Origin of the sequence: Pseudorhodoferax sp. LjRoot39 (assembly GCF_964253035.1) — a bacterium.
GTDB lineage: Bacteria > Pseudomonadota > Gammaproteobacteria > Burkholderiales > Burkholderiaceae_C > Pseudorhodoferax.
The window spans coordinates 3,751,765-3,778,256 of record NZ_CAXUQL020000001.1 but is presented as its reverse complement, the minus strand read 5'-3'; the positions used below and the strand labels follow the sequence as shown (position 1 = coordinate 3,778,256).

The 26,492-nt window shown below is 69.2% G+C and carries 27 protein-coding genes; 4 read left to right on the top strand and 23 right to left on the bottom strand.

Going from position 1 to position 26,492, the window contains the following annotated elements:
- Window position 1 precedes the first annotated feature (1 nt).
- The 17 genes from ACSQ4M_RS17550 to ACSQ4M_RS17470 all read right to left on the bottom strand — a co-directional run bounded on the left by ACSQ4M_RS17550 (window position 2) and on the right by ACSQ4M_RS17470 (window position 18,848).
- Window positions 2-1,108 (bottom strand): DUF418 domain-containing protein, encoded by a 1,107-nt coding sequence (locus ACSQ4M_RS17550; RefSeq protein ID WP_436190715.1) that lies wholly within the window; start codon window positions 1,106-1,108, stop codon window positions 2-4.
- On the bottom strand, window positions 1,105-1,584 hold the full coding sequence (locus ACSQ4M_RS17545; RefSeq protein WP_436190714.1) for an N-acetyltransferase family protein: 480 nt from the start codon (window positions 1,582-1,584) through the stop codon (window positions 1,105-1,107). The genes ACSQ4M_RS17550 and ACSQ4M_RS17545 overlap by 4 nt, the downstream gene beginning before the upstream one ends.
- Window positions 1,581-2,564, bottom strand: coding sequence for a tripartite tricarboxylate transporter substrate binding protein (locus ACSQ4M_RS17540; RefSeq protein WP_436190713.1), 984 nt, complete (start codon window positions 2,562-2,564; stop codon window positions 1,581-1,583). Before ACSQ4M_RS17540 ends, ACSQ4M_RS17545 begins: the two co-directional genes overlap by 4 nt.
- Before the next feature lie 112 nt (window positions 2,565-2,676).
- Window positions 2,677-4,716 (bottom strand): sigma-54-dependent Fis family transcriptional regulator, encoded by a 2,040-nt coding sequence (locus ACSQ4M_RS17535; protein ID WP_436190712.1) that lies wholly within the window; start codon window positions 4,714-4,716, stop codon window positions 2,677-2,679.
- 104 nt (window positions 4,717-4,820) lie between these two features.
- Window positions 4,821-6,227, bottom strand: a complete 1,407-nt coding sequence (locus ACSQ4M_RS17530) for an Nramp family divalent metal transporter (protein ID WP_436190711.1) — start codon at window positions 6,225-6,227, stop codon at window positions 4,821-4,823.
- A gap of 88 nt (window positions 6,228-6,315) precedes the next feature.
- A complete protein-coding gene (locus ACSQ4M_RS17525; RefSeq protein ID WP_436190710.1) occupies window positions 6,316-7,953 on the bottom strand; it encodes a molecular chaperone GroEL in 1,638 nt (545 codons plus the stop codon).
- A 31-nt stretch (window positions 7,954-7,984) separates the two neighbouring features.
- Window positions 7,985-8,755, bottom strand: coding sequence for a metal-sulfur cluster assembly factor (locus ACSQ4M_RS17520; protein ID WP_436190709.1), 771 nt, complete (start codon window positions 8,753-8,755; stop codon window positions 7,985-7,987).
- A 16-nt stretch (window positions 8,756-8,771) separates the two neighbouring features.
- On the bottom strand, window positions 8,772-9,797 hold the full coding sequence (locus ACSQ4M_RS17515) for an amidohydrolase family protein (protein WP_436190708.1): 1,026 nt from the start codon (window positions 9,795-9,797) through the stop codon (window positions 8,772-8,774).
- 10 nt (window positions 9,798-9,807) lie between these two features.
- Window positions 9,808-10,167 (bottom strand): MmoB/DmpM family protein, encoded by a 360-nt coding sequence (locus ACSQ4M_RS17510; RefSeq protein ID WP_436190707.1) that lies wholly within the window; start codon window positions 10,165-10,167, stop codon window positions 9,808-9,810.
- Window positions 10,168-10,193: 26 nt separating this feature from the next.
- Window positions 10,194-11,282 carry an aromatic/alkene monooxygenase hydroxylase subunit beta gene (locus ACSQ4M_RS17505; RefSeq protein WP_436190706.1) on the bottom strand — a complete coding sequence of 363 codons (1,089 nt, stop codon included), beginning with the start codon at window positions 11,280-11,282 and terminating at the stop codon, window positions 10,194-10,196.
- A gap of 19 nt (window positions 11,283-11,301) precedes the next feature.
- The gene (locus tag ACSQ4M_RS17500; RefSeq protein ID WP_436190705.1) at window positions 11,302-12,360 is read right to left on the bottom strand and encodes an NADH:ubiquinone reductase (Na(+)-transporting) subunit F; all 1,059 of its coding nucleotides are present in this window, start codon (window positions 12,358-12,360) and stop codon (window positions 11,302-11,304) included.
- A 56-nt stretch (window positions 12,361-12,416) separates the two neighbouring features.
- Window positions 12,417-14,084 (bottom strand): aromatic/alkene/methane monooxygenase hydroxylase/oxygenase subunit alpha, encoded by a 1,668-nt coding sequence (locus ACSQ4M_RS17495; RefSeq protein ID WP_436190704.1) that lies wholly within the window; start codon window positions 14,082-14,084, stop codon window positions 12,417-12,419.
- Window positions 14,085-14,345: 261 nt separating this feature from the next.
- Complete coding sequence (locus ACSQ4M_RS17490) at window positions 14,346-15,428, bottom strand: NAD(P)-dependent alcohol dehydrogenase (RefSeq protein WP_436190703.1); 1,083 nt, start codon at window positions 15,426-15,428, stop codon at window positions 14,346-14,348.
- Window positions 15,429-15,438: 10 nt separating this feature from the next.
- Entirely contained in the window at window positions 15,439-15,627 is a 189-nt protein-coding gene (locus ACSQ4M_RS17485) for a hypothetical protein (RefSeq protein ID WP_436190702.1), read from the bottom strand.
- On the bottom strand, window positions 15,624-16,772 hold the full coding sequence (locus ACSQ4M_RS17480; protein ID WP_436190701.1) for a WD40 repeat domain-containing protein: 1,149 nt from the start codon (window positions 16,770-16,772) through the stop codon (window positions 15,624-15,626). The genes ACSQ4M_RS17485 and ACSQ4M_RS17480 overlap by 4 nt, the downstream gene beginning before the upstream one ends.
- Window positions 16,769-17,797: a CobW family GTP-binding protein gene (locus tag ACSQ4M_RS17475; protein WP_436190700.1), complete on the bottom strand. Its 1,029-nt coding sequence runs from the start codon at window positions 17,795-17,797 to the stop codon at window positions 16,769-16,771. The genes ACSQ4M_RS17480 and ACSQ4M_RS17475 overlap by 4 nt, the downstream gene beginning before the upstream one ends.
- A 7-nt stretch (window positions 17,798-17,804) precedes the next feature.
- A complete protein-coding gene (locus ACSQ4M_RS17470; protein ID WP_436190699.1) occupies window positions 17,805-18,848 on the bottom strand; it encodes an NAD(P)-dependent alcohol dehydrogenase in 1,044 nt (347 codons plus the stop codon).
- Window positions 18,849-19,145: 297 nt separating this feature from the next.
- Here ACSQ4M_RS17470 and ACSQ4M_RS17465 point away from each other — a divergent pair, with 297 nt between their 5' ends.
- The 4 genes from ACSQ4M_RS17465 to gloA are packed head-to-tail and all read left to right on the top strand — an operon-like array spanning window position 19,146 to window position 22,375.
- The gene (locus ACSQ4M_RS17465; protein ID WP_436190698.1) at window positions 19,146-19,496 is read left to right on the top strand and encodes a c-type cytochrome; all 351 of its coding nucleotides are present in this window, start codon (window positions 19,146-19,148) and stop codon (window positions 19,494-19,496) included.
- A 53-nt stretch (window positions 19,497-19,549) separates the two neighbouring features.
- Window positions 19,550-20,185, top strand: coding sequence for a twin-arginine translocation signal domain-containing protein (locus ACSQ4M_RS17460; protein ID WP_436190697.1), 636 nt, complete (start codon window positions 19,550-19,552; stop codon window positions 20,183-20,185).
- A gap of 53 nt (window positions 20,186-20,238) precedes the next feature.
- Window positions 20,239-21,807, top strand: coding sequence for a GMC family oxidoreductase (locus ACSQ4M_RS17455; protein ID WP_436190696.1), 1,569 nt, complete (start codon window positions 20,239-20,241; stop codon window positions 21,805-21,807).
- 28 nt (window positions 21,808-21,835) lie between these two features.
- The gene (gene gloA, locus ACSQ4M_RS17450; protein WP_436190695.1) at window positions 21,836-22,375 is read left to right on the top strand and encodes a lactoylglutathione lyase; all 540 of its coding nucleotides are present in this window, start codon (window positions 21,836-21,838) and stop codon (window positions 22,373-22,375) included.
- Between the two features lie 96 nt (window positions 22,376-22,471).
- Here gloA and ACSQ4M_RS17445 read toward each other — a convergent pair whose 3' ends face one another.
- The 6 genes from ACSQ4M_RS17445 to ACSQ4M_RS17420 form a co-directional block, all read right to left on the bottom strand.
- Window positions 22,472-22,729: a type II toxin-antitoxin system RelE/ParE family toxin gene (locus ACSQ4M_RS17445; RefSeq protein ID WP_436190694.1), complete on the bottom strand. Its 258-nt coding sequence runs from the start codon at window positions 22,727-22,729 to the stop codon at window positions 22,472-22,474.
- Window positions 22,730-22,802: 73 nt separating this feature from the next.
- Window positions 22,803-23,075, bottom strand: a complete 273-nt coding sequence (locus tag ACSQ4M_RS17440; protein WP_436190693.1) for a YlcI/YnfO family protein — start codon at window positions 23,073-23,075, stop codon at window positions 22,803-22,805.
- A 70-nt stretch (window positions 23,076-23,145) separates the two neighbouring features.
- Window positions 23,146-23,865: an ABC transporter ATP-binding protein gene (locus tag ACSQ4M_RS17435; RefSeq protein WP_436190692.1), complete on the bottom strand. Its 720-nt coding sequence runs from the start codon at window positions 23,863-23,865 to the stop codon at window positions 23,146-23,148.
- Complete coding sequence (locus ACSQ4M_RS17430) at window positions 23,858-24,622, bottom strand: ABC transporter ATP-binding protein (RefSeq protein ID WP_436190691.1); 765 nt, start codon at window positions 24,620-24,622, stop codon at window positions 23,858-23,860. The genes ACSQ4M_RS17435 and ACSQ4M_RS17430 overlap by 8 nt, the downstream gene beginning before the upstream one ends.
- The gene (locus ACSQ4M_RS17425; RefSeq protein WP_436190690.1) at window positions 24,622-25,587 is read right to left on the bottom strand and encodes a branched-chain amino acid ABC transporter permease; all 966 of its coding nucleotides are present in this window, start codon (window positions 25,585-25,587) and stop codon (window positions 24,622-24,624) included. The genes ACSQ4M_RS17430 and ACSQ4M_RS17425 overlap by 1 nt, the downstream gene beginning before the upstream one ends.
- Complete coding sequence (locus tag ACSQ4M_RS17420) at window positions 25,584-26,456, bottom strand: branched-chain amino acid ABC transporter permease (protein WP_436190689.1); 873 nt, start codon at window positions 26,454-26,456, stop codon at window positions 25,584-25,586. Before ACSQ4M_RS17420 ends, ACSQ4M_RS17425 begins: the two co-directional genes overlap by 4 nt.
- Window positions 26,457-26,492: the final 36 nt, after the last annotated feature.

Below are 26,492 nucleotides of genomic sequence, written 5' to 3'. Positions count from 1 at the left end.
ATCATCGGCGCGCCATCCAGGCCTCCAGCGGCCAGCGGCGGCGGCTGTGCCTGGCCGCAACCCCTGCAAGCAACCACAGCCCCAGGTAGAGCAGCACGGTCTGCAGCGTGCCGACGGAGATCGCCCATCCCGCGCCGGAGAACAGGGCCACGCAGAGCAGGCTGTGACCGATGTACAGGCTCAGCGTGCGCTGCCCGAGCGGACTGAACCAGCTGCACCAGCGCGCGCTGCCCCCATGGGCAGCAAGAGACAGTGCGGCCACGTAACAGGCCGCCATCGGGATGGCAACCGCATCGCCGAGCGCATCGATCCACGGGCGCCAGGCGTCCGTCGGACCCGTGAGGGCACAGCCCCAGCCGTAAGCGCCGCCCAGCAGCAGCAAGGGCGGGCCGGCGTACGACAGGAAGCGGCGCAGCGGCGCCCGCCAGCGGCGGTGGGTGAGCAGCCGCAGGCGCGCCGCGGCCACGCCGCAGGCCATGCACAGATAGGTCACGGCCCCTGCCATGAGCAGGCTCGCGGCCAGGCCGAAGGCATAGGAGCCGGCGTTGAGTCGCCAGAACGGCCAGTACCCCTGGACCGATGCAAACGACGGCACCTCTGCCATGTCGGGATCGGCGGCCAGGCCCACCAGCGCCAGCCACCACACCAGCTTGGTCGCCAAGGCCCAGGCCAATGCCCACCGCAGATGCCGGCGCAACGCGCGCCAGGGCAGGTGCAGGCGGCGCAGCAGCAGCCTGCCGACCAGCGCGTAGAGCGTCAGGATGTCGCCGAAGTAGACGAAGACGCCGTGCACGATGCCCAGCCCGAGCAGGCGGCGGTTGCGCACCAGGCCGCGTTGCAAGGCCTCTTGCCGGTCGCGCCTTCGGCTGGCCAGCCACAGCGACATGCCGAACACGAAGGACAGCATGGCCACGCCCTTGCCCTGCAGCAGCGCGGCCACCAGGCCCTGGGCCGCGGCGGCCCAGGCGCTGTCGGACGGTGTGCGCACACCGAGCACCGGGCCCCAGGGCGCAACGGCGTAGCCGATGGCGTTCACGGCAAGCACCGACACCATCGCAATGGCACGCAGCGCGTCGGGCAGCTGCGCGCGGGCGTTCGAAGCGCTCACCCGGCCGCGAAGTCGCGCAGCGCCTGCCCGTGCAGACGGTAGCGCACCCACTCGCTTTGCGGCCTGGCGCCGATGGACTCGTAGAAATCGATGGCGGGCTGGTTCCAGTCCAGCACGCTCCATTCGAAGCGGCCGCAGCCCTGGGCCACGGCAATGCCGGCCAGGTGCTGCAGAAGCCGCTTGCCGGCGCCCTGGCCGCGCGCCGCGGGCAGCACGAACAGGTCTTCGAGGTACAGGCCTTTCCTGGCCTGCCAGGTCGAGTAGTTGAAGAAGTAGACGGCAAAGCCGACGGCCTGGCCGTCCTGCTCGCAGATCAGCGCGCGCGAAGGGCTGCCAGGGCCGAACAGGCTCGCGGCCAGGGTCTCGGGCGTGGCCTCGACCTGGTCTTCGGCCTTCTCGTAGATCGCCAGTTCACGGATGAAATGCAGGATCAGCGCCGTGTCGTCACGGCCTGCGTCGCGGATGGAAATGCTCATTGCTTGGGAATGTTGGCGCGGACGATGACCTCGCCCCAGCGCTTGATCTCTCGGTCCAGCTGGCCGGCCAGCTGCTCGGGCGTGCTGCCCTGCGCGATGAGGCTCAGGTCCAGCAGCTTTTGCTTGACGTCGGGCAGTGCGAGCGCGGCGTTGGTCTCCTTGCTGAGCCGCGCGACCACATCCTTGGGCGTGGCGGCCGGCACCGCCAGGCCGTTCCAGGACGCGACGTCGAAGTTCGCGAGGCTGCCGCCCGTCTCGCGCGCGGCAGGCGTGTCCGGCAGCAGCGCCGTGCGTTTGGCGCCCAGCACAGCCAGCGGCCGCAGGGCCTTGCCGCTGATCTGCGACATCAGCGGCCCCAGGATGTCCAGCATGGCGTCGAGCTGGCCGCCGCGCACGGCCGTGATCACGGGCGGCGTGCCGTTGAAGGGCACGATCTGCGCGTCGATGCCGGCCGTGCTCTTGAACAGCTCGGCCGCCAGGTTCTGCGTGGTGCCGATCTGCGGCGTGCCGATGTTGAGCTTGCCGGGGTTGGCCTTGGCGTAGGCCACGAGCTCGGCCAGCGTCTTGAAGCGGTTGTCCTGCGCGACGACGATGCCTAGGTCGAATGTGGCCAGCATCGAGACCGGCGCGAAGTCCTTCTGCGTGTCGAACGGCAGCGACTTGAACAGCGCCGCACTGACGGCCGTGCCGCTGGACACCAGCAGCAGCGTGTGGCCATCGGCCGGCGAACGCGCAACCGCCTCACCGGCCACGATGCCGCCCGCGCTGGGCCGGTTGTCGATGACCACGGGCTGGCCCAGCGCATCGGCCAGCTTCTGGCCCACGGTGCGCGCCGTGAGGTCGGCCGCGCCGCCGGCCGCGTTGGGCACGACGAGCTTGAGCGGTTTGCCGGGGAAGGCCTGCGCTGCGGCGTTCTGTGGCAGCAGGCCGGTGGCGGCCATGGCAGCGGCCGTCGTCATCAGCGCGCGTCTGGTGGTCATGCGGTGGTCCTTGTCGATGCGTCGTGTTGCGGTGGATCCAGGCCATGCCGCACCTTCAGGCGCGGCCGGCTCCTGGCATCCCGAACCGCGCAGTGTGCACCAGCCGCCGCGCCTACATCCCGTCGGCGCCCGGGTCCGATGGATGCGCGTGCTGCACGAGTCCGCCCAGCTGGTAGCGCTCGACCTTGCGGTACAGGGTGCTGCGCGAGACCTGCAGCGTGCGGGCGGCCTGCGTCAAGTTGCCGCGCGCATTCTTCACAGCCTGCGCGATGGCCTGGCGCTCCGTGTCTTCCAGGCTGCTGGCGCAGTCCAGTGGTGCCGCGCCCGCGGCCTTGCCGATGGACGACAGCAGCTCTTGCGGCAACTCGTTGCACAGCACGCACTCCGCCTCCGATGTCAGCAGCAGGCTCTCCACCACGTTGCGCAGTTCGCGCACATTTCCGGGCCAGGCATAGGCGTTCAGACAGGCCATCACGTCCGGGCCGAACCGGCGCGGCGCGATGCCGTGCCGCTCGGCCAGCCGGCGGTTGAACTCCCGCGTGAGCAACTCGACATCGGCCACACGCTCGCGCAGCGGCGGCACCCGGATCGAGGTGACGCTGATGCGGTGGTACAGGTCGCGGCGAAAACGCCCGGCCGCCACCTCCTGGAGCAGGTCGCGGTTGGTCATCGCGATCAGGCGCACATTCACCGCGCGCTCCTTGGCCTCGCCCAGCCGCGACACGACCCCTTCCTCCAGCGCCCGCAGCAGCACCGGCTGCAGTTCCAGCGGCAGCTCGCCGATCTCGTCCAGGCACAACGTGCCGCCGTGCGCCAGCTCGAAGCGCCCGGCCCGGCCTTCGTTCGTGGCGCCGGTGTAGGCGCCGCGCACATGGCCGAACAACTCGCTGCCGATCAGCTCCTTCGTCGTCGCGCCGCAGTTGAACATCACGAGCGGCCCGCTGCCGGCCTCGTCGCCGTGGATGGCACGCGCGAACAGTTCCTTGCCGACGCCCGTCTCGCCCTGGATCAGCACGGCGACACGCCTGCCGGCCAGTTGCTGGGCCCGGTCGACGGCGGTGCGCATGGCCGGACTGTCGCCCAGCAGCGCCCCGAATCCCTGGCGCGTGGCCCTGGGCGCGTGGTCCGGCTGCGCACCGGCAGGGGCGGTGGGCCTTCGGCTGCGGCTGGGCACCACCAGCAGGGCGCCGATGGCGCGGCCGTCGGTGTGCACCGGATGCAGCCAGTCGGGGCGCAATTCGGCGGGCAGGTAGCGGTGCCACTCGTCGACCGGCTTGTCCAGCCCGGCGCCCATGCCCGGCAAGCGCTCGCCCAGGCGCAGGCTCAGGCCCGGCAGGGCGTCCCGGATGTGGATCACCACGCCATGGCTGTCCAGCACGACCATCGCCGAAACCTCGCTGCGGCTGGCGAACCGCAGCGAAGCTTCCAGCAGATGGACGTGGTCGCGGCTGGCGCGTTCGGCCAGCACGGCCTCGATCTGCCGTGCGGCGGCCAGCGCCAGCGCCAGGTTGCTGCGCTGGTAGGTCGACGGCGGGCCCGAGATGTCCACCACGCCGACGATCTGGTCCGTATCGGGCCGGTAGACCGGCGCCGCGGCGCAGGTCCAGTGCTTGATGCCTTCGCAGAAATGCTCCGCCGCGTGCACGATCACGGGCTGCCGCGTCGCGAGTGCCGTGCCGATGCCGTTGGTGCCCACCACCCCCTCGTGCCAGTTGGCGCCCTCCACGAGGTGGATGGCCCGTGCAGCGTCCAGCGTGCGCATGTCGCCGGCCACGTCCAGCACCACGCCGTGCGGATCCGTCAGCAACATGATGGAGCCGGAATTCGACAGCAGATGGGACGACGCGACGAACAGGCCCTGGGCGGCCCACATCATGTCCTGGTTCTGGCGGCGCAGCCGCTCCAGCGCAACGCCGCCGGCCGCCAGCGGGGCGGAACGCGCACGCGGCTCCACACTGGAACGCATGCAGCGCTGCCAGGAAGCCAGCACGACATTCGACACGGCCATGGGCGCGAGCGCCTCACCGGTGATCAGCCGCTCCCAGGCGTCCATCGTCTGCTGCTCGCTGGGCAGGTCCTGCCGTGCCAGACCGAGGCGGCGCGCGTCCGCTGCCGCCGGTGCCTGGCGGCCATCTTCATCGGGATCGTTCATCGTCTCCTCCATCACGGTGTGCGGTGCCCATGGGCGCGCCGCCATCGCTGGATCGACGAGCCACCGTGTGGGGTGCCTGGCTCGCCGCGCGTTCTTCTGGAAAGCTAACGATTCTCCACCGAGTCGCCCGGCCGCGCCAGCGCCGGCCCGCTGCGCAACGGCGCCAGCACGGTCCAGCCCAGCAAGAGGACACAGGCAAGCGCCACCGCGCCGGCCAGCACGGCGCCCATGCCGTCTCCCGCAGCCAGCGCCGACCACGCCTGGAGCAGTAACCACAGGTTCAGCGCGACGATCACGGCCGCCGCCGCCCACGCCAGGCGACGCAGCCAGTCCGGGTTGGCAAAGGCGCCCATGATGGCGGGCGCGCTGGTGAAGCGGATCAGCGGCACGATGGCGAACGGCAGCTGCAGGCTCAGCACCACCTGGCTGAAGATCAGCAGCTGCAGCACGCCGGACTCGCCCGAGTGGAACAGCACGGCCACGGCCGGCACGATGGCCAGCGCGCGCGTCAGCAGCCGCCGCTTGAGAGGGCTCATGCGCAGGCGCACGAAGCCCTCCATCACGACCTGGCCGGCCAGTGTGCCGGTGATCGTGGAGCTCTGCCCCGCCGCCAGCAAGGCCACGGCGAACGCCGTCGCGCCCAGCGTGGTGCCCAGCAGCGGCGTGAGCAGCTCGTGCGCCTGGCGCAGCTCGGTCACCTCGATGCCGTGGGCGAAGAAGGTCGAGGCCGACAGCACCAGGATCGAGGCGTTGATGCACAGCGCGATGTTCAGCGCCAGCGCCGTGTCCAGGAAGTTGTAGCGCATGGCCTCCCGCCTGCCGCGGTCGGTGCGGTCGATCAGCCGCGTCTGCACCAGCGAGGAATGCAGGTACAGGTTGTGCGGCATCACCGTGGCGCCCAGGATGCCGATGGCCACGAACAGGCTGGCACCGTCGATCCGTGGCACCAGCCCACCGGCCACGTCGGACCAGACCGGCCGCGCCAGCACCATCTCCACGCCCATGCAGGCGCCGATGGTCAGCACCAGCACGCCGACGAACGCCTCCAGCTTGCGCACGCCGAAGTGCTGCAACGCCAGGATCAGCATCACGTCCAGCCCCGTGATCAATGCGCCCCAGGCCAGCGGGATGCCGAACAGCAGGTTCAGCGCGATCGCGCTGCCCAGCAGTTCGGCCAGGTCACAGGCGATGATCGCGATCTCGCACAGCCCCCACAGCGCCAGCGCCACCGGCCGCGCGTAGTAGGCGCGGCATGCCTGCGCCAGGTCCAGCCGGGCAGCGATGCCCAGCCGCGCGGCCAGCGTCTGCAACACCATGGCCATCAGGTTGGACGCCACCAGCACCCACAGCAGCTGGTAGCCGAAGCGGGCGCCACCTTCCAGGTCGGTGGCCCAGTTGCCGGGGTCCATGTAGCCCACGCTGACCATGGCGGCGGGGCCGACGAAGCCCCACACGCGCCAGCGGCCGCCGACATGGTGGCGCATGTCGACGCTGTGTTCCAGGCCGGTCATGCCAGCCACTGCAGGTAGAGCCGCTCGCACAGCAGCACCAGCCCGCTGCCCGTGATCAGCGCCCCCAGCAGGCGGCGGGCCCGCGACTTCATGCCCGCCCCAGCAGTTCGGCGCCGCCGCCCAGCGCCGGCCCGGCGGTGGGGTCGGTGTACTCCGGCTTCTTGGCGATCAGCGTCTGCGTGGTCAGGATCAGGCACGCCACCGACGCCGCGTTGCGCACCGCGCTGTAGCTGACCTTGACCGGATCGATGATGCCCGCGGCCGCCAGGTCGACGAAAGCCCCGTTGCGCGCATCCAGCCCGACGCCGGGCGCAGAGCCCAGCGCCTTGCGGGCCATGGCCTGGCCGTCCAGCCCGCAGTTGGCCGCGATGTGGTGCATGGGCTGCTGCAGCGCGCGCTGCAGCAGCCGCACGCCCTCCTGCGCATGGCCGCTGGTGCGGTCGAGCAAGGGGCCGAGCTGGGCCGAGGTGCGCAGCAAGGCCAGCCCGCCGCCGGGCACCACACCCTCGGCGATGGCCGCGCGCGCCGCGTGGATGGCGTCCTCGATCAGGTGCAGCCGCCGCTTCTGCTCCACCGGCGTGGCACCGCCGGCCATCAGCACCGCCGTGCCGCCGGACAGCTTGGACAACCGCTCCTTGAGCTTGTCGCGCTCCACGTTCTGCGGCGCCAGCTCGTACTGGCGCGCCACCTGCTGGCGCCGCGCCGCCATCAGCGCCGGATCGCCGCCGCCCTGCGTCACCACCGTCTGGTTGGACGAGATGCGCACCTGGCGCGCGCTGCCCAGGTCGCGCAGCTGCACAGCGGCCAGTGTGCCGCCCAGGTCGCGCGCGATCACCCGCCCGCCGGTCAGGATCGCCAGATCCTCCAGCATGGCCTTGCGCCAGTGCCCGTACTCGGGCGGATGGATGGCCGCCACCGCAACCCCCGTCTTGTCGCGCCAGGCCAGCAGGCTCACCACGCAGGCCGGCGCCACCTCGTCGGCGATGACCAGCAGCGGGCGCTTGGCCTCGCCCGCCAGCGCCAGCAGCGCGGCCACCTCCTCCTGCGTCTGCAGGCGCTGGTCGGTCAGCAGGATCAGCGGCTGCTCCAGCACCACCTGCATCTTCTCGACCTCGGTGATCATGTGGTGCGACAGGTAGCCGCGGTCGAAGGCCATGCCGTCGACCACCTCCAGCAGGGTCTCGACGGTGCTGCCGTAGTCCACGTCGACGATGCCGTCGGCGCCGACACGCTCCAGTGCCTGCGCCACCAGGTGGCCGGTGGCCTCGTCGTTGGCGGCCACCACCGCCACCGCCCGCAGCTCATCGCCGCCGGCCAGCGGCGTCGCGCTGCGCTTGAGCAAGGCGATCGCCTCCTCCACCGCCAGCTCCAGCCCCTGCACCAGCTCGACCGGGTTGGCGCCCTTGGCCAGGCAGGCCAGGCCGCCCTGCACCAGCGCATCGGCCAGCACGGTGGCTGTGGTCGTGCCGTCGCCGGCGACTTCGTTGGTCTGCCTGGACACCTCGCGCAGCACCTGTGCGCCCATGTTCTCGAACGGGTCCTCCAGCTCGATCTCGGCCGCGATGCTGACGCCGTCGCGCGAGATCAGCGGCGTGCCGATCGGCCGGTCGATGATAGCGTTCATGCCGCGCGGCCCCAGCGTGCCGCGCACGGCCCGTGCCAGCTTGGCCACCCCGCGGCCCAGGGCCAGGCGGGCTTCTTCATCGTGCAACATGATGTTGGGCATGTCTTGTCTCCGTGGTGTCTTTGTAGGGGAATCAGTGCGCGGCCGCGAGGCTGCGCCGTGGGATGAAATGCAGGGGCTGCGGCGCTGCGTCCTTCGCTTCTCCATACCGCGCCGCCAGAAGGCCGCGGCACAGCGCGCCGTTGAACTCGGCGTTGATGTCGACGCGCCTGGCATGGCGCAGCTGCGCCTGCAGGCCCTGCGCATCGAGCGCCTGACCGTCGGTGTCGACGAAGGCGGCGCTGCCGCCGCCCGGCACATCGCGCCGCGCCAGGTGGCGCTCCAGCAGCACCCGCGTGGGTGCGTCCACCGCCAGCGCCGCCAGCGCAGCGATGTCCAGCAGTGCCAGCACCTCCAGCGTGCCGCCCTGGTCCAGCAGATGCCGTACCAGCGCCGCCTGGCGCCGCTGGAAGGCTTTCAGCGCAAAGGTGCGACGCAGGCCCTCCAGCCCGCCCTCGGCGGCCTCGCCGAAGCTGGCCTGAAAGCCGCTGCCCTGCGCCACCCCCGCGTTGATCGCATCGGCGTACATGTGCTCGTGCAGATGCACCTGCACCTCGCCGACCCAGGGCAGCGACGACACCGCCAGGCGCATGTCGTCCGCCATCAGGAACGCGAAGTTCGCCGCGCACCAGTAGGTCGGCAGGCGGAACGCGATGCGCACGCTGCCCGCCGCGCCGAGCACGATGTCGGTGATGAAGTCCAGGTCCGTCACGGATTCGTCGAGCTCGGGGTCCATGACCGTGTCCAGACGGCCACGGACCTGGGCAAGGCGGTCGGCATCGACCTCCATCGGCAATGCGGTCATGGCGGCGCCTTCCCGCTCAGGCCGCCACCGCGGCCGGCTGGGCCTGCTCTGCGAGCAGGCGCTTCTGGGCCGCGATGTCGATGTCGTACAGCCGCGCCGCATTCAGCCCCAGGATCTTCTTCTTGGCCTCCAGGTCCAGCGTGACGCCGGTCTCCTTGGCGATGTCCTCGGGCAGCTCGAAGGCCATGAAGTCCTCCACCAGCCAGTCGGGCGTCCAGATGCCGTAGTCGCTGCCGTAGAGCAGCTTCTCCGGCCCCAGCCACATCAGGAGCTGCGAGATCACGTGCGCGAAGTACTGCGGCTTCTTGCGAATGAAGGGCAGCGCCACGGCCAGGCCGCCGTAGACATTCGTCTCCTGCGTGGCGATCCAGCAGAAGTCGTCCAGGCGCGGCAGGCCACAGTGCTCGACGATGAAGTTCAGGCCCTGGAAGTTGGTCGCGGCGTGGTCTACGTCGGCCACGTCGAAGGCGTCGCGGTCCAGCGGCAGGATGGTCGGGCCCTTGTGCACGTGGATGTTCTTGATGCCCAGCATCTCGGCGCGCTCCAGGTACTTCTCGGTCCAGGGGTCGGTCAGCTTGTAGCCGCGGCTCGCGCCCTTCCATTCCGCCGTGTACAGCTTCAGGCCCTTGAGCCTGTGCGTGGCCGCCAGCTCTTCCAGCACGTCCAGGCCGGCCGCCTCGTCGCGCGGGTCGAAGGCGCCATTGACGATGAAGCGGTGCGGGTAGCGCTCCTTGAGCTTGGCGTTCTGCTCGGTGGTGTTGAAGCCGTTGACGTAGAAATCCTTGAGGTAGGTCGGCTGGAAGATCGCCATGTCGTCGTAGCCATCGACGAACAGGTCCTGGTAGAGCTGGTCGGCGCCGTAGCGGTCGAACTTCTCGCGCGTCCACAGCTTCTCCTTGGGGCTCAGGAAGGTGTGGTAGCCGTAGAAGCAGTTGATGAACTGCTCGCCATGCACGTTCTTCTGGTTGGCCTTGCTGCCGTCCCAGTTGTGGACATGCCCGTCGATGATGAAGATCTCTTCGCCCGATTCGGTGATGAACATGGTCTGCTCCTTACTCGAAAGCCATGGCTTCTTCCATGTTGCCGAACAGCACCACGGTGTTCTCGTCCAGCATCACCATGCGGCCATAGTGGGTCGAGGTGGAGATCTCGAACAGGTGCGGCGTCATCTCGCGGCCCAGCGTCTCGGCGATCTCATCCATCTTGAACTCGATGCGGCCTTCGCCGTCGATGCGGATCATGGCCGGCATGTAGGTCACGCGGATGCCGGGCTTGGTGGCCATCAGCTCGGCGATGGCACGCGCCTCCACGCTGTCGTTCATGGTCACGCCGCACTGGTGCGAGATGGTTTCCTTGAATTCCAGGTCCTTGAAGGCCTTGAAGATGTTGTCGCTGTGGTGGTTCTCGGACATGCTTGCTCCTTGTGGATGGAAGGGGATCAGGACGCGGACAGGGACGCCGGCAGCGGCAGGCCCAGCTGGCTGGCGATGGAACGGATGCGTTCGACGGCCGAGGCGTAGGCGTCGTCGAACTGGGCCACCTTGACGTGGGGCAGCGACCAGATCGGCTGCAGGTTGCGCGCGGCGTGCACCGCCATGTCGCCATAGTCGGCAAGCCAGCGCCCGAGCAGGGCCACGTTGTGGGCCGAGTGCACCGGGTCGCTCACCAGCATGTGCAGCAGCTCCACGGTGTTGGCCAGGTTGCGCTGGTAGTCGCCCTCGGCGGCCGAGACCACGGTCGGCGTCAGGAAGTCGTTCTGCGCCGCCGCGGCCTGCATCAGGAAGCCGCTGCGGAACAGCTCGCCCAGCATCGGTTCGAACACGATGTTGATGGCGAAGTACTTCTCCAGGTAGTCGGTGGCGCCGCCGATGGTCTCCACCAGCTGGCGCGTGGGCTGCCAGATCGGGTCTTCCAGCCAGTGCTTCTTGCCGACCTCGGCGTCGAAGCCCGCGATGTCCAGGCCGATGTCGCCCAGGAACAGCGTCAGGTCCTGCGCGAAGCGCAGCTTGTACGACGAATTGGTCAGGATCGTCGTGTTGATCATCTGCGTGTAGCCGTAGCGCTGCGCATGCATGAGCGCCGTGCCCAGGCCGAACTCGGCATGCTTGTAGGCGCCCAGGTGGCGCTCCAGCACCTTGACCCAGGTCTTGTCCACGCGCGCCGGTGCACCTGCGCGGCGGCCGTTCTCCACCGCCTGCGAGATCATGCCCACGATAGTGGACTGGCGCTGGTAGTGGGTGCGCTCCCACTCCTCGTCCACCGAGCGGAACAGGTGCCAGTCGCTGGCCTGCGCGGCCGTCCACTTCTCGGCATAGGTCGGCGTGCCGTCGCCGAACGAGATGATCCAGTCCTGCAGCAGGTAGCGCTTGGGGTCCGGCTGCACGTCCAGCGTCATGTCCTCGTAGTGCGTGGCCTTGCGGCCCTTGGGCTGGTAGTAGTTGTACTTGCGGCTGTCCCATCCGGCGAACTTCGCCGCGCCAGCGGCGCCGGAATAGGTGGCCACGGGTTCTGCTGTGGTGGTGCTCATGAGAATGTCTCCTTTGTGGTCAATGAACGAGTTCCAGCTTGGTGCTGGCGGGCGTGAACTTGTCGACGTAGGTCCTGTCGAGCTCGACGCCCAGGCGCTGCAGCACGGGCAGCACGGCGTCGATCATGGGCGGCGGGCCGCAGGTGTAGGCATCGATCTCCCCGGGCAGCTGCTGCGCGCGCAGCACGCGCTCCAGCGCCTCGTGCACGAAGCCGGTCTCGCCCTCCCAGGCGTCCTCGGCCGTGGCCTGCGACAGCACCGGGATGAACTCGAAGTCGGCGAGCTGCTGCGCGATGGCGGCGAACTCCTGCAGGAAGAACAGGTCCTTGCGCGTGCGTGCGCCGTAGAAGAAGCGGATGGGCCGCTGCTCGCCGCTGTGCAGGTGGTCCTGCAGGATGGACCACAGCGGCGACATGCCCGAGCCACCGCCGACCAGCACCATCGGCCCGGGCCGCTCCTCGCGCCGAAAGCAGCTGCCGTACGGTCCTTTCACCGTCAGTGCGGTGCCGGGCTGCAGCGTGGTGTCGACCAGGGACGAGAACGCGCCGTCCGGGTACTTGCGGATGATGAAGCGCAGCGTGTCGGGCGTGCTCTGCGTGCTGGCCATCGAGTACGAACGCGTCACGCCCGCCTCCACCACCGTCAGCTCGACGTACTGGCCGGCCCAGAACTTCATCGGCTGCTCCAGCTGCACCTCCAGCAGGCGCGTGTCGTGCGTGAGCGCGGTGACGCTGGCCAGCTTGCCGGCGAACTCCTTCACGGCGATGGACCGGCGGATCAGGTCTTCGTCGTAGTTCAGCAGTTCCACCGTGAGGTCGCTGAAGGCCTGGGTGCGGCACAGCAGCACATGGCCGCTGTCGCGTTCGTAGTCCGGCAGCGCGAAGGTGGAGTAGTCCTCGACCTCCGCATCGCCTTCCAGCAGCACGCACTTGCAACTGCTGCAGCGGCCCTCGCGGCAGCCATGGGCCACCGCGATGCCCTGGCGGAAGGCGGCGTCGAGCACCCACTCGCCTTCTTCCACTTCCATCTCCACGCCAACCGGCTCGAAGCGCACGGTGTACGTCGTCTTTGCAGACATGGGGTCTCCTCGTTGTGTGACGCGCCCGGCCGCTGGCGGCCGGGCGCGGCGGTGCATCAGATCGGCTTGATCTTGAAACCCTGGCGGTACTCGGCGACGTGCTTCTCGCGCGCCTCGGGCGTCATGGCGCGCAGCAGCGTCAGCGGGCTCTGCAACGTGTGGCCCTTGACGTGGTCCAGCGTCCACATGTGCTTGTCATCGAAGCGCAGGTGCGGCTGCGAGACCAGCGTCTTGCCGTCCGAACGCACGAAGCCCAGGTCCTTGATGGCGTCGGCCAGGTCCCAGCCGTGGTAGCACTCCTCCCACTCGCGGCGCCCGCTGAAGCGGCCCATGGCGGGCGTGGCGCGGCCTTCGTACTCCTCGGCGAAGGCGACCTTGTGGGTCCAGCGGCACAGCTCGGAGCAGTAGGTGTAGATCTTGCCGTCGACCTCGTCGACCTGCATCTCCTCGCGGATCAGGCAGGGCACCATGCAGCTCCAGCAGCGGTGCGGGTAGACGTAGCCGTTCTCCTGGTCGAACAGGATGTTGGTCTCGCCTGGCACGCTCTTCCTGGCGTACCACTTCCAGAAGTCGCCGAACTCGGCGTACCAGCCCGGGTACTTGTGCTCGAACCACTCGAAGTCCTTCTCCGTCTGCGCCTCGATGCGCCAGAAGTTGACGGGCCAGCCCACGGCGAAGAACTGCGCCACCTTGTGCACGTAGTTCTTCTTGACGATGCGGTCCCAGGCCGCGCCCACGTCGTCGTGGTGGATCTTCACGCCGTACTTCTCCAGCGGCAGCAGGTAGGTGCGGTAGTAGTCCTCGTAGATCCAGCGGTGCCACAGCTCGGCGTAGGACTCCTTGTTCTTGTTGCGGTCGGTGGTGCCGTACTCGATGATGGTGCCGATGGCCGCGTCGACGATGGCGTGGTTCTGCCAGAACGCGTAGCGGATGTCGCGCTCGAGCAGCAGGTGGTTGTCGGGGTCGTTGACGACCGACATCAGCAGCGAGTGGCCGTTGCCGATGTGGCGCGATTCATCGGACTGCACCGACAGGAACACCGAGGACAGCGCATAGTCGCCATTGCGCGCGGCCTCCGACGGCATGGCCACGAACAGCGTGTTGGTGAAGCCGGTCTCGGCCACCACCTGCAGGTAGATGTTGGCGGCGGTCAGCGCGTCGCCGGTCAAAAAGCCCTCGGCGAACTGGCGGCCGATGGTGGTGGCATAGCACTTGCCGAACGCGGCCTCGGTGATGTCGAAGCCGGCCGGGTCGATGTAGTTCTCCATGTACCACTTCTTCAGATTCATCTGGATCGTGGAATGGCGGAACTCGTCGACCATCTGCATGGTGAAGCCGGTGCGCAGCTCCTCCCCCGGTGCCAGCCGGCCCAGCATGGACATGGAGCGCGCGGCCGAGATCTCCGGGAACGGGATGATGGCCAGGAACAGCTTCATCCACTCGACCCAGCGCGCCTGTGTGTTGCGGAACATGTCGCCGCGCAGCGCCGCGTCGAGCGCGCCATAGACGCGGTTGTCCTTCTCCTCCTGCATCGGGAAGTAGGAGCGCAGCACCTGCTTCATCGGGTCGCGCGGTGCCTTGCCGATCTTGTAGTCGGTCGGGAAGGTCATCGCCTCCTGCACATAGCTCGGCTGCCAGCCGAGATCGGCGATGCGGCGCGCCGCCTCCGCCACGCTGATCCCCTTTTGCGAGGTGATCTTGTTGAGTGTCAAACCCACTGCCATGAACGTCTCCTTTGAACGGTGATTACCACTTGCACTCTTGCTGCGTTCCGGTGAAACCCGGCGACCTTGCCATCGCCTCGCGCACCCGCCGCACTTGCTTCTTTGCGATTTGCGTGCCACTGCTCCATAACCCTCGCAGTGCCTTCATTTCCCCGTGAAATCAAGCCTTGGGACCGGCCCGACGAAGGGACCCCGTCGTGTTCTGGGACGCCTGGATGTGTCAGGACGTCCGATCGCGGCATGCGGGGTTTCACGGAGGGATCAGGGGGTGATCGCGACCTTCAGCGCGCCGTCGCGCTGGTTCGCGAACAGCTCGTAGGCGGCCTCGATCTGGTCCAGCTTGAAGCGGTGCGTGACCAGGGGCTTCAAGTCCACGTCGCCGGAGGCCACGACGTTCAGCAGGCGGCGCATGCGCTCCTTGCCGCCCGGACACAGCGCGGTGACGATCTTGTGTTCCGCCAGGCCCGCGCCGAAGGCGCTGATCGGGATCGTGAGGTCTTCGGAGTACACCCCCAGGCTGGACAGCGTTCCGCCCGGCCGCAGCACGCGCAGCGCGTTCTCGAAGGTGCGCTGCGTGCCCAGCGCCTCGATGGCGCAGTCGACGCCACGCCCATCGGTGAGCCGCAGGATCTCCGCGACCGGATCGGCCTTCCTGAAGTCGACCACGTGCGTCGCGCCGAGCTGTTTCGCCACGGCCATGCGCTCGGCCACGGTGTCCACGCCGATCACCGTGGACGCCCCCATCAGCTTGGCGCCGGCCACCGCGCACAGGCCGATGGGGCCGAGCGCGAAGACGGCCACGGTGTCGCCGATGCGCACGTGGCCGTTCTCCGCGCCCGCGAAGCCCGTGGACATGATGTCCGGGCACATCAGCACCTGCTCGTCGCTGAGCGCGTCGGGAACCGGGCACAGGTTGGCCATGGCGTCGGGCACCAGCAGGTACTCGGCCTGCGCGCCGTCGATGGTGTTGCCGAAGCGCCAGCCGCCCAGCGCCTTGAAGCCATGCCTGGCGGCGCCACCGTCTTGCGAGTGCAGGCCGCACAGGCAGGCGTAGCTGTGGCCGCTCGGGCTGATGGCGCCAGCGATCACACGCTGGCCCTCCTGGTAGCCCATGACGGCCGAGCCCAGCTTCTCGATCACGCCCACCGGTTCGTGGCCGACCGTCAGCCGCCTGGCGACCGGGTACTCGCCCTTCAGGATGTGCACGTCGGTGCCGCAGATCGTGGTCGTGGTGATGCGGATCAGCGCATCGGTGGGCCCGACGACCGGGATCGGCTTGTCTTCCAGCACGATGCGGCCGGGTTCGACGAACACGGCGGCTTTCATCATCTTCTTCTTGCTCATCGGTGTCTCCTCAGGTTGTGACGGTGGTCGGGATCTCGGGAGTGGTGGCGGCTCCACGCGCCTCGCTCTCGGCGATGAACCGCGCCGCGAGCACCAGCGCGCCCATCGCGAAGTCGCGGCCGTAGGCCGCGGTCATCTCGTCGGCGATGCGCGCGAGCTGCGCGAAGTAGTGGTCCTTGTCCTGGGTGGTGTCGCTCATGCGGTCAACTCCTGGTGGTGGTTCGCGTGTGTGTCGCGGCGCGCCCCAGCGCGTGGCCGGAACAGCCCTGGCGGCATGGCCAGCCAGCCGCACAGGCCCTCCTGCGTGCCCAGCGCCAGACCGGTCCCGTCCGGCGACCAGGCCAGCGCGTTGACGGCACCGGCGCCCGCGCCCTTGATGAACAGCGTCTCGTGGCTGCCGGGCTGGCACAGCGCGACGGCACCGTTGTGGTAGCCCGCCGCGATCAACAGCTGGCGCGGATGGCAGGCGACGCGGGTCACCGGTGTGCGGCTGGCCATGCCGGCCTCGCCCGGCTGCTGTTGCACGCCGGGCGGATCGAAGCCCCAGCACACCGGGCGCATGGCGCCGCTGGTGCACAGGAAGCGGCCATCGTGCGAGAACGACAGCGACAGGGCCTGGCCCGGGTAGCCGCCCATCTCGATGTCGCCGCCGTCGGCCACGCGCCAGCCGTGCAGCGCGTTCTCCTGCATGCCGGTGACGAGGTAGCGGCCGTCGGGGCTCCAGGCCAGCGCGCGGTGGTAGCCGTGCCAGGGCAGCAGCCGGGTCGTGCCGTCTTCTTCCCACAGCGTGACGCCGCCGTGGTGCGCGATCGCCAGGCGGGTGCCGGCCGGATCGAAGGCCAGCGCGGTGACCGGCGCAGGCAGCGCGATGCGCGCGCCGCTGCCGGCGCCGATGCGGTAGGCATGGCGGCCGCGCGCGTAGGCGTGGCAGGCGTCGGCGCCGCAGTCGAGCGCGGTGACCCAACCGTCGCTGCCGCTGGCCAGCACCGCGGGCGCGGCCTGGCGCGGCAGGTGCACCACGCCGCCATCGTCGCCGCCCGTGACGAAGCCGCCGGCGCGATCTGCCGCCACCGCCAGGCAGGCGCCCTGGTGGCAGGCCGCACGGCGCGGTGCGGGTGCCAGGCTCTGCGCCGGCTGCACCGCCACGCCACCGGCCGGCCGCGGCACCAGCGTCGGACCGCCGGGCCAGCGCGCATCGGCGACCAGCAGGTGGCCATCGCCCAGCGCGAACGCCACCGAGCCGCCATCGGCCTCCCAGGCCAGGCCCGTCACCGGAGCACCGGCCGCCCAGTGCACGCCGAGCAGGTCGAGCAGCGGCGGTGCGAACGACGTTGCGGCACTCACGAGGCCACCTCGGCCACGTCCGCCAGGCAGTGGGCCAATTCGGCGCGCAGCTCAGCGGCGTCCAGGCCGCGCCCGATGAACACCAGCCGGGACTCGCGCGGCTCGCTTTCTGCCCAGGCGCGGTCCGGTCCGCTGTCCACGGTCATGTGGACGGCCTGGAACACGAAGCGCCTGCCATCGCCCGCGAAGTCGAGGATGCCCTTGGCGCGCAGCAGGTCGGCTCCGCGCTCCTGCACCAGCTGCTGCAGCCACGGCAGGAAGCGGCTGCGGTCGAGTGGCTCGGTGAAGCGCAGCGACACACTGCACAGGCCGGGGCTGTGCTGTGCCGCGCTCACCGCGCCATAGGCCGCCGACAGCGCACCCGGTGGCGCGCCCGGCGCGAGGCGCGGCGCCACGACGGTCAGCCGTGCCCGGTCGAAGGCACCGCGGTCCAACAGGTCCTTCAGCGGCAGGTCGCCGTAGGCCGAGCGCCGCAGTTCGGCACCGGGATTGAGCTGCAGCACGGCCTGTTCCGCCTGCTGCAGCTGGCCTTCGTCGGCCAGGTCGGCCTTGTTGAGCAGCACCAGGTCGGCCTGCGCGAGCTGCGCGCTGGCCTCGGGTGCGCCGCGCAGCTGCGTGTCCAGGTAGCGGCCGTCGGCGACGCAGACCACGCTGTCCACCCGCGTGTGCTGGCGCAGCAGGTCGTCCAGCGAGAAGGTCTGGATGATGGGCGCCGGATCGGCCAGGCCCGAGGTCTCGATCAGGATGCCGTCGAAGCGGTCCGGCCGTCGCACCAGGCCGCTGACGATGCGCACCAGGTCGCCGCGCAGCTTGCAGCAGACGCAGCCGTTGTTGAGTTCGTAGAGTTCTTCTTCGGCGCCGATGACCAGCGCGCCGTCGATGCCGATCTCGCCGTACTCGTTCACGATGACCGCATAGCGCCGGCCGCCCGTGTCGCGCAACAGCCGGTTCAGCAAGGTGGTCTTGCCGGCGCCGAGGAAGCCCGTCAGCACCGTGACGGGAATGGGTGCGGGTGCAGCGCTCATGGCCACCTCAGGGGATGAGCACTGCACGGCCCTTGACCTTGCCGTGGTGCAGGTCGCGCAGAGCCTGGTTCGCGTCCTTGAGCCGGTACTCCTGGGTGGCCAGGTGCACCAGGCCACGGTCGGCCAGCGCCATCAGCTCGACCAGCTCGGGGTAGGTGCCAACCAGGTTGCCGACGATGCTCTTCTCGCTGGTGACCATGTCGATGGTCGGCAGTTCGATCTTGCCGCCGTAGCCCACGATGTAGTAGCTGCCCGCGTTGCGCGTCATGGCCAGGCCCTTGGCGATGGCGTCGCCCTCGCCGACGAAGTCGATCACGGCCTCGGCACCCTTGCCGCGCGTGAGTTCCAGCACCTGGGCCACTTCGTTGCCATCGGCCTTGACCAGGTGGTGCGCACCGCATTCCCTGGCCAGCAGCAGCGAGGTGTCGGAGCGGTCGACGACGATGATCTCGGTGGCGCACAGTGCGGCCAGCACCTGGATGCCGATGTGGCCCAGGCCGCCTGCGCCGATGACCACCGCGTACTCGCCTGGCAGCAGGTGGCGCGAGGCCTTCTTGGCCGCGCGGTAGGCCGTGAGGCCGGCATCGGTGTAGGGCGCGACGTCCTTGGGCGCCAGTGTCCTGGGCAGCTTGATCAGCGAGCGCTCGCCGGTGCGCAGGTACTCGGCATAGCCGCCGTCCGTGTTGATGCCGGGAAAGCGGCTGTCCTCGGCATGGGTGTCCAGGCCGCGGCGGCAGGCCAGGCAGTGGCCGCTGGTGACCAGCGGGTGGCAGATCACGGCATCGCCGACCTTCACGCCGCTCACCGCCGAGCCGACGGCCTCGACCCAGCCCGCGTTCTCGTGGCCCATGATGTAGGGCAGCTTCACCTCCACCTGGTTGCGCCAGATGCCTTCGACCACGTGCAGGTCGGTGCGGCAGACACCGGCACCGCCGATGCGCACGATGACGTCGGTCGGGCTCTCGATCTTCGGGTCGGGGACATCTTCGTAGCGCACGAACGCATCGCTGCTGAGCGTCTCGTCGTACTCGTGAAGGACTGCGGCTTTCATGGTCATCTCCTGTGTTGTGCGGCCTTGCGCTGCCACCGTTGCGTTGACCGCGCTGCTTTGCAACCGACATGCCCGGGTGCTGCCCACATGCCCCGAGCCTTGATTCGCTTGTGGAAATTCGCGCGGCCAACGGGTTTCCCGCAGCCCCGGGAAAGCCCTCGGTGTCGCGCTTTCGAACGCACCGGCATGCGGCCGCCCGGTGGGGGGCGTCCCAAATCGCTACAGCGTTAGTCCGCGTGGTTCAACGCGGCCTGGCGCAGCACCATCCCTGCCTCGAACGGACGACGACGAACGGGCATGAAACGCAGGAACAACGAGACAAGACAGCCGCAGCTGCGGCGACTGACCGGCTGGCTGGCGTGCGCTGCGCTGTGCGCCACCTGCCCTGGCGCTATCGCCAACGCCACGCTGGCGCAGAAGAACGGCTGCACGGGCTGCCATGCGGTGCAGACGCAACTGGTGGGCCCGGCCTTCCGGTCGGTGGCCGCGAAGTACAGCGACCAGGCCGGCGCGCTGCAGGCCGTGGTGGAGCACATCCGCGGCGGCGGCAGCGGCCGCTGGGGCCAGATCCCGATGCCGCCGCAGCCGCAGCTGTCCGAGGCCGATGCGCGTCGGCTGGCCACCTGGATCCTGGGCGGCGCCAGGTAGCACCGCCCCACGATGTCCCCCGACGACCAAGACCCCAACCCCAGGAGAACAACATGCATGTGATCCCCATCGCACCCTCGACCCACACCCACCACAGCGCCTGCGAAGACGAGCGCAGCGGCCAGGTGCCGAAGTGCGATCTGCCACTGGCGCGGCGCGACTTCCTGCAGGGCACCGGCCTGCTGATGGGCACGCTGGCAGCCGGCTCGGTGCTGGCGGCGCTGGCGCCCTCGCCCGTGTGGGCCGCGGAGCTCAAGCAGCTCAGCACGCAGGAAGGCCAGACGCTGATCGCCATGGGCCGCGTGCTGTATCCGCACAAGAAGCTGCCGGATGCGGTCTACGCGCTGCTGGCCAAGGATCTCGATGCCAAGGCCGGCACCGACGCGGCCACCGCCACGCAATTGCACGAAGGACTGGCCGCGCTCGACCAGGCGGTGGGCGGCAGCTTCGCCAAGGCGCCGGCCGGCAAGCGGCTGGCCGCGGTCAAGGCCATCGAGGGCACGTCCTTCTTCAACACCGTGCGGGGGCAGTGCGTGACATCGCTGTACGACAACGACATGGCCTACGCCGCCCTGGGCTATCCGGGCTCCGCCTGGGAGAAGGGGGGCTACATCACGCGGGGCTTCCAGGACCTCAAGTGGCTGCCGGCGCCGTCCAAGGCGGCCAGCCCGCCGCCCTTCCTGGGCTGACGGCAGCGGCGCACCGACAGGCATTCGACACACCACACGAACAGGAGGCACGCATGACCCAATTCGCATTCGACGACGACGGTGTCGTCGTCATCATCGGTTCCGGCGCAGGCGGCGGCACGCTCGCCAACGAGCTCTGCCAGAAAGGCATCAAGGTCGTGGTGCTGGAGGCAGGCGCACTGCAGTCCAGCGCCAGCTTCATCAACGACGAATGGAAGTCCTTCAGCCAGCTCGCCTGGCTGGACAAGCGCACCACCTCGGGCAGCTGGCGCGTCGCCAAGGACTTCCCGAATCTGCCGGCCTGGATCTGCAAGACCGTGGGCGGCACCACCACCCACTGGGCCGGCGCCTCGCTGCGCCTGCAGGAGCACGAGTTCCGCACGCGCACCGTCTATGGCGAGATCGCCGGTGCCAACCTGCAGGACTGGCCGCTGACGCTGAAAGACCTGGAGCCCTACTACACGCGCGCCGAGGACAAGATGGGCGTGACGCGCACCCACGGTATTCCCGGACTGCCCGGCAACAACAACTTCAAGGTGATGCACGCCGGCGCCACCAAGCTGGGCTACAAGGAGGTGCACACCGGCAACATGGCGATCAACAGCCAGCCGCGCGACGGCCGCGGCCGCTGCATGCAGCTGGGCTTCTGCTTCCAGGGCTGCAAGAGCGGCGCGAAGTGGAGCACGCTGTACACCGAGCTGCCCAAGGCCGAGAAGACCGGCAACATGGACCTGCGGCCCGAAAGCCATGTGACGCGCATCGAGCACGACGCCCGGGGCAAGGTGACGGGTGTCGTCTACTTCGACAAGGACGGCAAGGAGCAGCGGCAGAAGGCGCGCATCGTCGCCGTGGCCGGCAACTCCATCGAGACGCCGCGCCTGCTGCTGCTGTCGGCCTCGTCCATGTTCAAGGACGGCCTGGCCAACAGCTCCGGCCAGGTCGGGCGCAACTACATGCGCCACATGACGGGCTCGGTCTACGCCATGTTCAAGAACCCCGTGCACATGTACCGCGGCACGACCATGGCCGGCATCGTGCGCGACGAGGCGGTGCATGACACGCGGCGCGGCTTCGCGGGCGGCTACGAGCTGGAGACGCTGGCGCTGGGTCTGCCCTTCATGGCCGCCTTCCTGAACCCGGGCGGCTGGGGCGCGGGTTTCAGCGAGTACATGGAGAACTACACGCACCTGGCCGGCATGTGGCTAGTCGGCGAGGACATGCCGCGCGAGAGCAACCGCGTGACGCTGCACGCCAGCCTGAAGGACAAATGGGGCAATGCCATTCCCAACGTGCACTTCGACGACCACGCCAACGACATCGCGATGCGCGAGCACGCGTTCCGCCAGGGCCAGCGCATCTATGAGGCGGCCGGCGCCATCAAGTCGTTCCGCACACCACCCTACCCGTCGACGCACAACCTGGGCACCTGCCGCATGGGCGCGTCCGCGCAGACCAGCGTGTGCAACCAGTACGGCCAGACGCACGACATCCCTAACCTGTTCATCTCCGACGGCAGCCAGTTCACGACCGGCGGCGCCGAGAACCCCACGCTGACCATCGTCACGCTGGCGATCCGCCAGGCCGAGTACATCGCGCGCCAGATGAGCGAACGCGCGATCTGAGCCGGCGCCACCTGCAACCCCATCCACCATGCCATTCACCACCGAGAACCAACCCGGTGTCGCGGCGCAGCCCGACGCGGCGACCGCCGGCTTCGTCTTCAACCACAGCATGCTGCGCGTCAAAGACCCGCAGCCCGCGCTGGACTTCTACACCCGCATCCTGGGCATGCGCCTGCTGCGCAAGCTGGACTTTGCGGAGATGAAGTTCTCGCTGTACTTCCTGCACCGGCCGCAGGCCGGCGACGCGCCACCACCGGACGGTGCGGGCGAGCGCACCGCCTGGACCTTCGCGCAGCGCGGCATCCTGGAGTTCACGCACAACTGGGGCACGGAGGCCGACCCCGCGTTCCGCTACCACGACGGCAATGCGCAGCCCCAGGGCTTCGGGCACATCTGCTTCTCGGTGCCCGACCTGGATGCGGCGGTGGCCTGGTTCGACCGCAACGGCGTGGCCTTCGTCAAGCGGCCGGAGCAGGGAAAGATGAAGGACGTGGCCTTCATCAAGGACCCGGACGGCTACTGGATCGAGATCGTGGAGGCCGGGCGGCTGCAGGGGCTGGGGCGCTGATCTGTTGCGGAGGGGGTCCGCCGGGCTTCAGTGGTAGTCATCCTCGCGTTGGTGACGCACCGCCAGGATGTCCACGGTGGATGCGTCGCGCACCTCTTACAGCACCACATAGCCGGCATGGCCGAAAGGAATGATGAGCTCGCGCAGGAAAGGACTCGCGGCGGCCTTGCGGAAGATCAATGGCCTGCGGCCGAGTTGCCGCTCGACCGCATCGACCACGGCATCGAGGGCGCGCTGCGCCAGGTCGAAATCCTCGACCGTCTGCGCGCGTTCCGGCAAGAAGTCGAACAGCCGCAGCAGGTCCTCACGGGCGGCATCGGTGTAGCGGACGGCGAAGCCGCCCGGCGGGGTCACTGATGCACCCCTCGGCCTGCGGCCTGTCCCGCCAAGCGGGAGCGAGCTTGCTTGGGGCGGCCCGGCGCGGCGCTCACCCCAGCACCTGCTTGCGCCGTGCATCCAGCCGCTGGCGCAACTGCCGGTGCACCGCGTCCGCAGGGTGGTAGACGCCAGAGCTGCATGCCTGCTCACGTGCCCGCAAGCCACGCGTCAGAAATTCCGCCTGCGCATGGCGGCGTTCGATGGTGTCGTGCACCGCCGTCTCGATCAGGCTGGTCAGCGTCTCGCCCTCGCGCAACACGCTCTCCGCATCCGAGCGCAGCTGCGCGTCGACGCGCAGGGAGGGAAATGTGGCGGTCTTCATGGCTTATTGCGTTGCAGTTGCGACGCATCGAGTTGAGCCAAAGCGAAGACTTTGTCAAGCCACGGCCTGGTCAGCGCACCACGCCCAACAGCTGGTCCAGCAGCGCCGGCTGCGCCCGCAACTCCGCCGCGCCGCACCTGTGCACCACGCTGCCGCGGTCCAGCACGGCCGCCCGGTCGGAGATCGCCAGGATGGCCTGCGGATGCTGCTCGACGATGATGGCCGACAGGCCCTCCTCGCGCGTGATGCGCCGGATGGCCTTGAGCAGCTCCTCCACGATGATGGGCGCCAGGCCTTCCAAGGGCTCGTCCAGCAGCAGCAGGCGCGGGTTCAGCACCAGCGCGCGGCCCACGGCCAGCATCTGCTGCTCGCCGCCGGACAGCTGCGTGCCCAGGTTGCCTTTGCGCTCCGCGAGGCGCGGGAACATCTGGTAGACGCGCTCGGGCGTCCACTGCGGCGCGCCGCCGCGTGCCGGTCGCGCCACCGCCGTCAGGTTCTCGTGCACCGTGAGCGACTTGAAGATGTTGCGCTCCTGCGGCACCCAGCCGATGCCGGCTGCAGCCCGCTCGTGCGCTGGCAGCTTGTGCAGCACGGCATCGCCGAGCCGGATGCTGCCCGCGTGCTGGCGCGTGGCACCGGCCAGCGTGTTCATGAGCGTGGTCTTGCCCGTCCCGTTGCGGCCCAGCAGCGCCAGCGTCTGGCCTTCGGGCAGCGACAGGCTCACGCCGCTCAGCACCACGGCCTCGCCGTAGCCGGCGCTGAGGTTCTCGATCTGCAGCAGCTCAGCCATGGGCGGCCTCCTCGCCATGGCCCAGGTACACGGCCTTGACCTGCGGGTTGCCCGCGATCTCGTCCGGCGTGCCCTCGGTCAGCAGCGTGCCGTTGACCAGCACCGTGATGCGTTTGGCGAACTCGAACACCAGGTCCATGTCGTGCTCGATCAGCAGCACCGACACATCGGCCGGCAGCGCGGCCACGGTCTGCAGCAGCTCCTCGCGCTCGCCCGGCGGCACGCCGGCCACGGGTTCGTCGAGCAGCAGCACGCGCGGCTCGCAGGCCAGCGCGATCGCGATCTCCAGCAATCGGCGCTTGCCGTAGGCCAGGTGCTCGGTCCGCTGGTCCTGCACGTCGCTGAGGTGGAACTGCGCCAGCAGTTCGGCGCAGCGCTCGACTACGCCGGCCTGCGCACCCAGCTTTTGCCACCAGCGCGCGCCGAGGGCACGCTGCTGCGAGACCACCATGGCCAGCGTTTCCAGCGGCGTCATGGTGTGGAACAGCTGGCTGATCTGGAAGGTGCGCACCATGCCGCGCTGCACGCGCGCATGCGGGGCGAGCCGTGTGATGTCCTCGCCCAGCAAGCTGATGCGGCCCTCGGAAGGCTCCAGCACGCCCGTGAGCAGGTTGATCAGCGTGGTCTTGCCGGCGCCGTTGGGGCCGATCAGCGCATGGCGCGCCCCCTTCTCCAGATGCAGCGTCACGTCGTTGGTGGCGGTGATGCCACCGAAGCGCTTGACCAGCCTGTCGGCGGACAGAACGATCTCGGCCATCAGGCACCTCCCCGCTTGCCGAACCAGGTCCAGGGCCTGAGCAGCCGGTCGCGTCCGACCTGCACCAGCACCACGAGGAACAGGCCCAGCCAGAAGGTCCAGTACTGCGGCGTGATGGACGCGAGCACGTCGTACATGATCTTGAACACGACAGCCCCGGCGATGCCGCCGTACAGCCAGCCCGTGCCGCCCACGATCAGGACCAGCATCACGTCGGCCGAACGGTGGAAGTCGAACACGTCCAGCGAGGCGAAGCCCGTGGTCTGTGCCAGGAGCGCGCCCGAGGCGCCGGCCAGCGCGGCGGCGATGGTGTAGGCCGTGGCGATGCGCGCTGTGACCGGGATGCCGATGGCGCCCGCGCGCAAGCGGTTGTCGCGGATGGCCTTGAAGCTCGCGCCCAGCGGCGAATGCACGAGCCGGCGCGCCAGCACGAAGCAGACCAGCAGCACCGTGAGCGAGTACCAGGCGGCCGTCTTGCCATACAGGTCGAACTCGAACTGTCCCAGCACCGGGCCGATGACCACGCCTTGCAGGCCGTCGGCGCCGCCGGTCAGCCAGTCCAGCTTGTTGGCCAGCTCCAGCATGATCAGGCCCACGCCCAGCGTGACCATGAGCCGCGTGAGGTCGGTGCCGCGCACCACGGTCAGCGAGCCCACGGCCCCGAGCAGCGTGGCCGTGGCCACGCCGAAGGCCAGGCCGGCGAGCGGATCGGGCATCACGTGCTTGGCGAACAGCGCGGCCGAGTAGGCGCCCATGCCGAAGAAGGCCGCATGGCCCAGCGAGACGACGCCGGCATAGCCCAGCACCAGGTCCAGCGAGACCGCGAACAGCGCGACGATGGCGATCTCGTTGACGATCAGCGCCTTGCTGGGCAGCAGCAGCGGCGCGGCGAAGGCGATGAGCCAAAGCACGGGCTCCCAGGGCCGCATGCGGCTGATGTTGAGCAGCGAAGCACGTGCGTTCATTTCGCACCCTTTCGCACGAACAGCCCTTGCGGCCGCCAGATCAGGATCACGATCATGAGGCTGTAGACGATGAAGGCCCCCATCTTGGGGATGTAGTACTTGCCCGCCACGTCGGCCACGCCCAGCAGCAACGCGGCCAGCAGCGGCCCCGTGATGGACGCCGTGCCGCCCACGGCCACGACGATCAGAAAGTACACCATGAACTTGAGCGGGAACTGCGGGTCCAGCCCCAGCACCTCGGCGCCCAGCGCACCGCCCAGGCCCGCCAGGCCCGAGCCCACCGCGAAGGTGGCGAGGAACACGACGTTGACGTTGATGCCCAGGCCGGCCGCCACACGCTGGTCGTCCACGCTCGCGCGCAGCCGGCTGCCGAAGCGCGTGGACGCCAGCACGTACTGCAAGGCCAGCGTGAGCACGGCGCAGACCACGATGATGAACAGCCGGTAATGGCCCATGCCCAGCGTGAGCGCGCCGCTGCCGAACTCGCTGCGGCCCTTGAGCCATTCGGGCAGCTGCATGATCTGCTGCGTGGAGCCGATGAAGTAGTCCACCGCCGCCACCGCCATGAAGACGAGGCCGATGGAGAACAGCACCTGGTCCAGGTGCGGGCGCTGGTAGAGCGGCCGGTACAGCGTGCGCTCCAGCACCGCGCCCAGCAGCGCGGGCACGAGGAAGGCCAGCGGCAGACAGGCCAGGAACGGCCAGCCTGCGCGCTGCATCAGCAGCACCGTGGTGTAGCCGCCCACCATGGCGAAGGCACCGTGCGCGAGGTTGATGAAGTTCATCAGCCCCATCGTCACGGCCAGGCCTACGGCCAGGATGAACAGCAGCATGCCGTAGGCGATGCCGTCAAAGAGGATGGTCAGCATGGAATGCGAGGAAAAAGGCGGCAGGCTGCCGCCCGT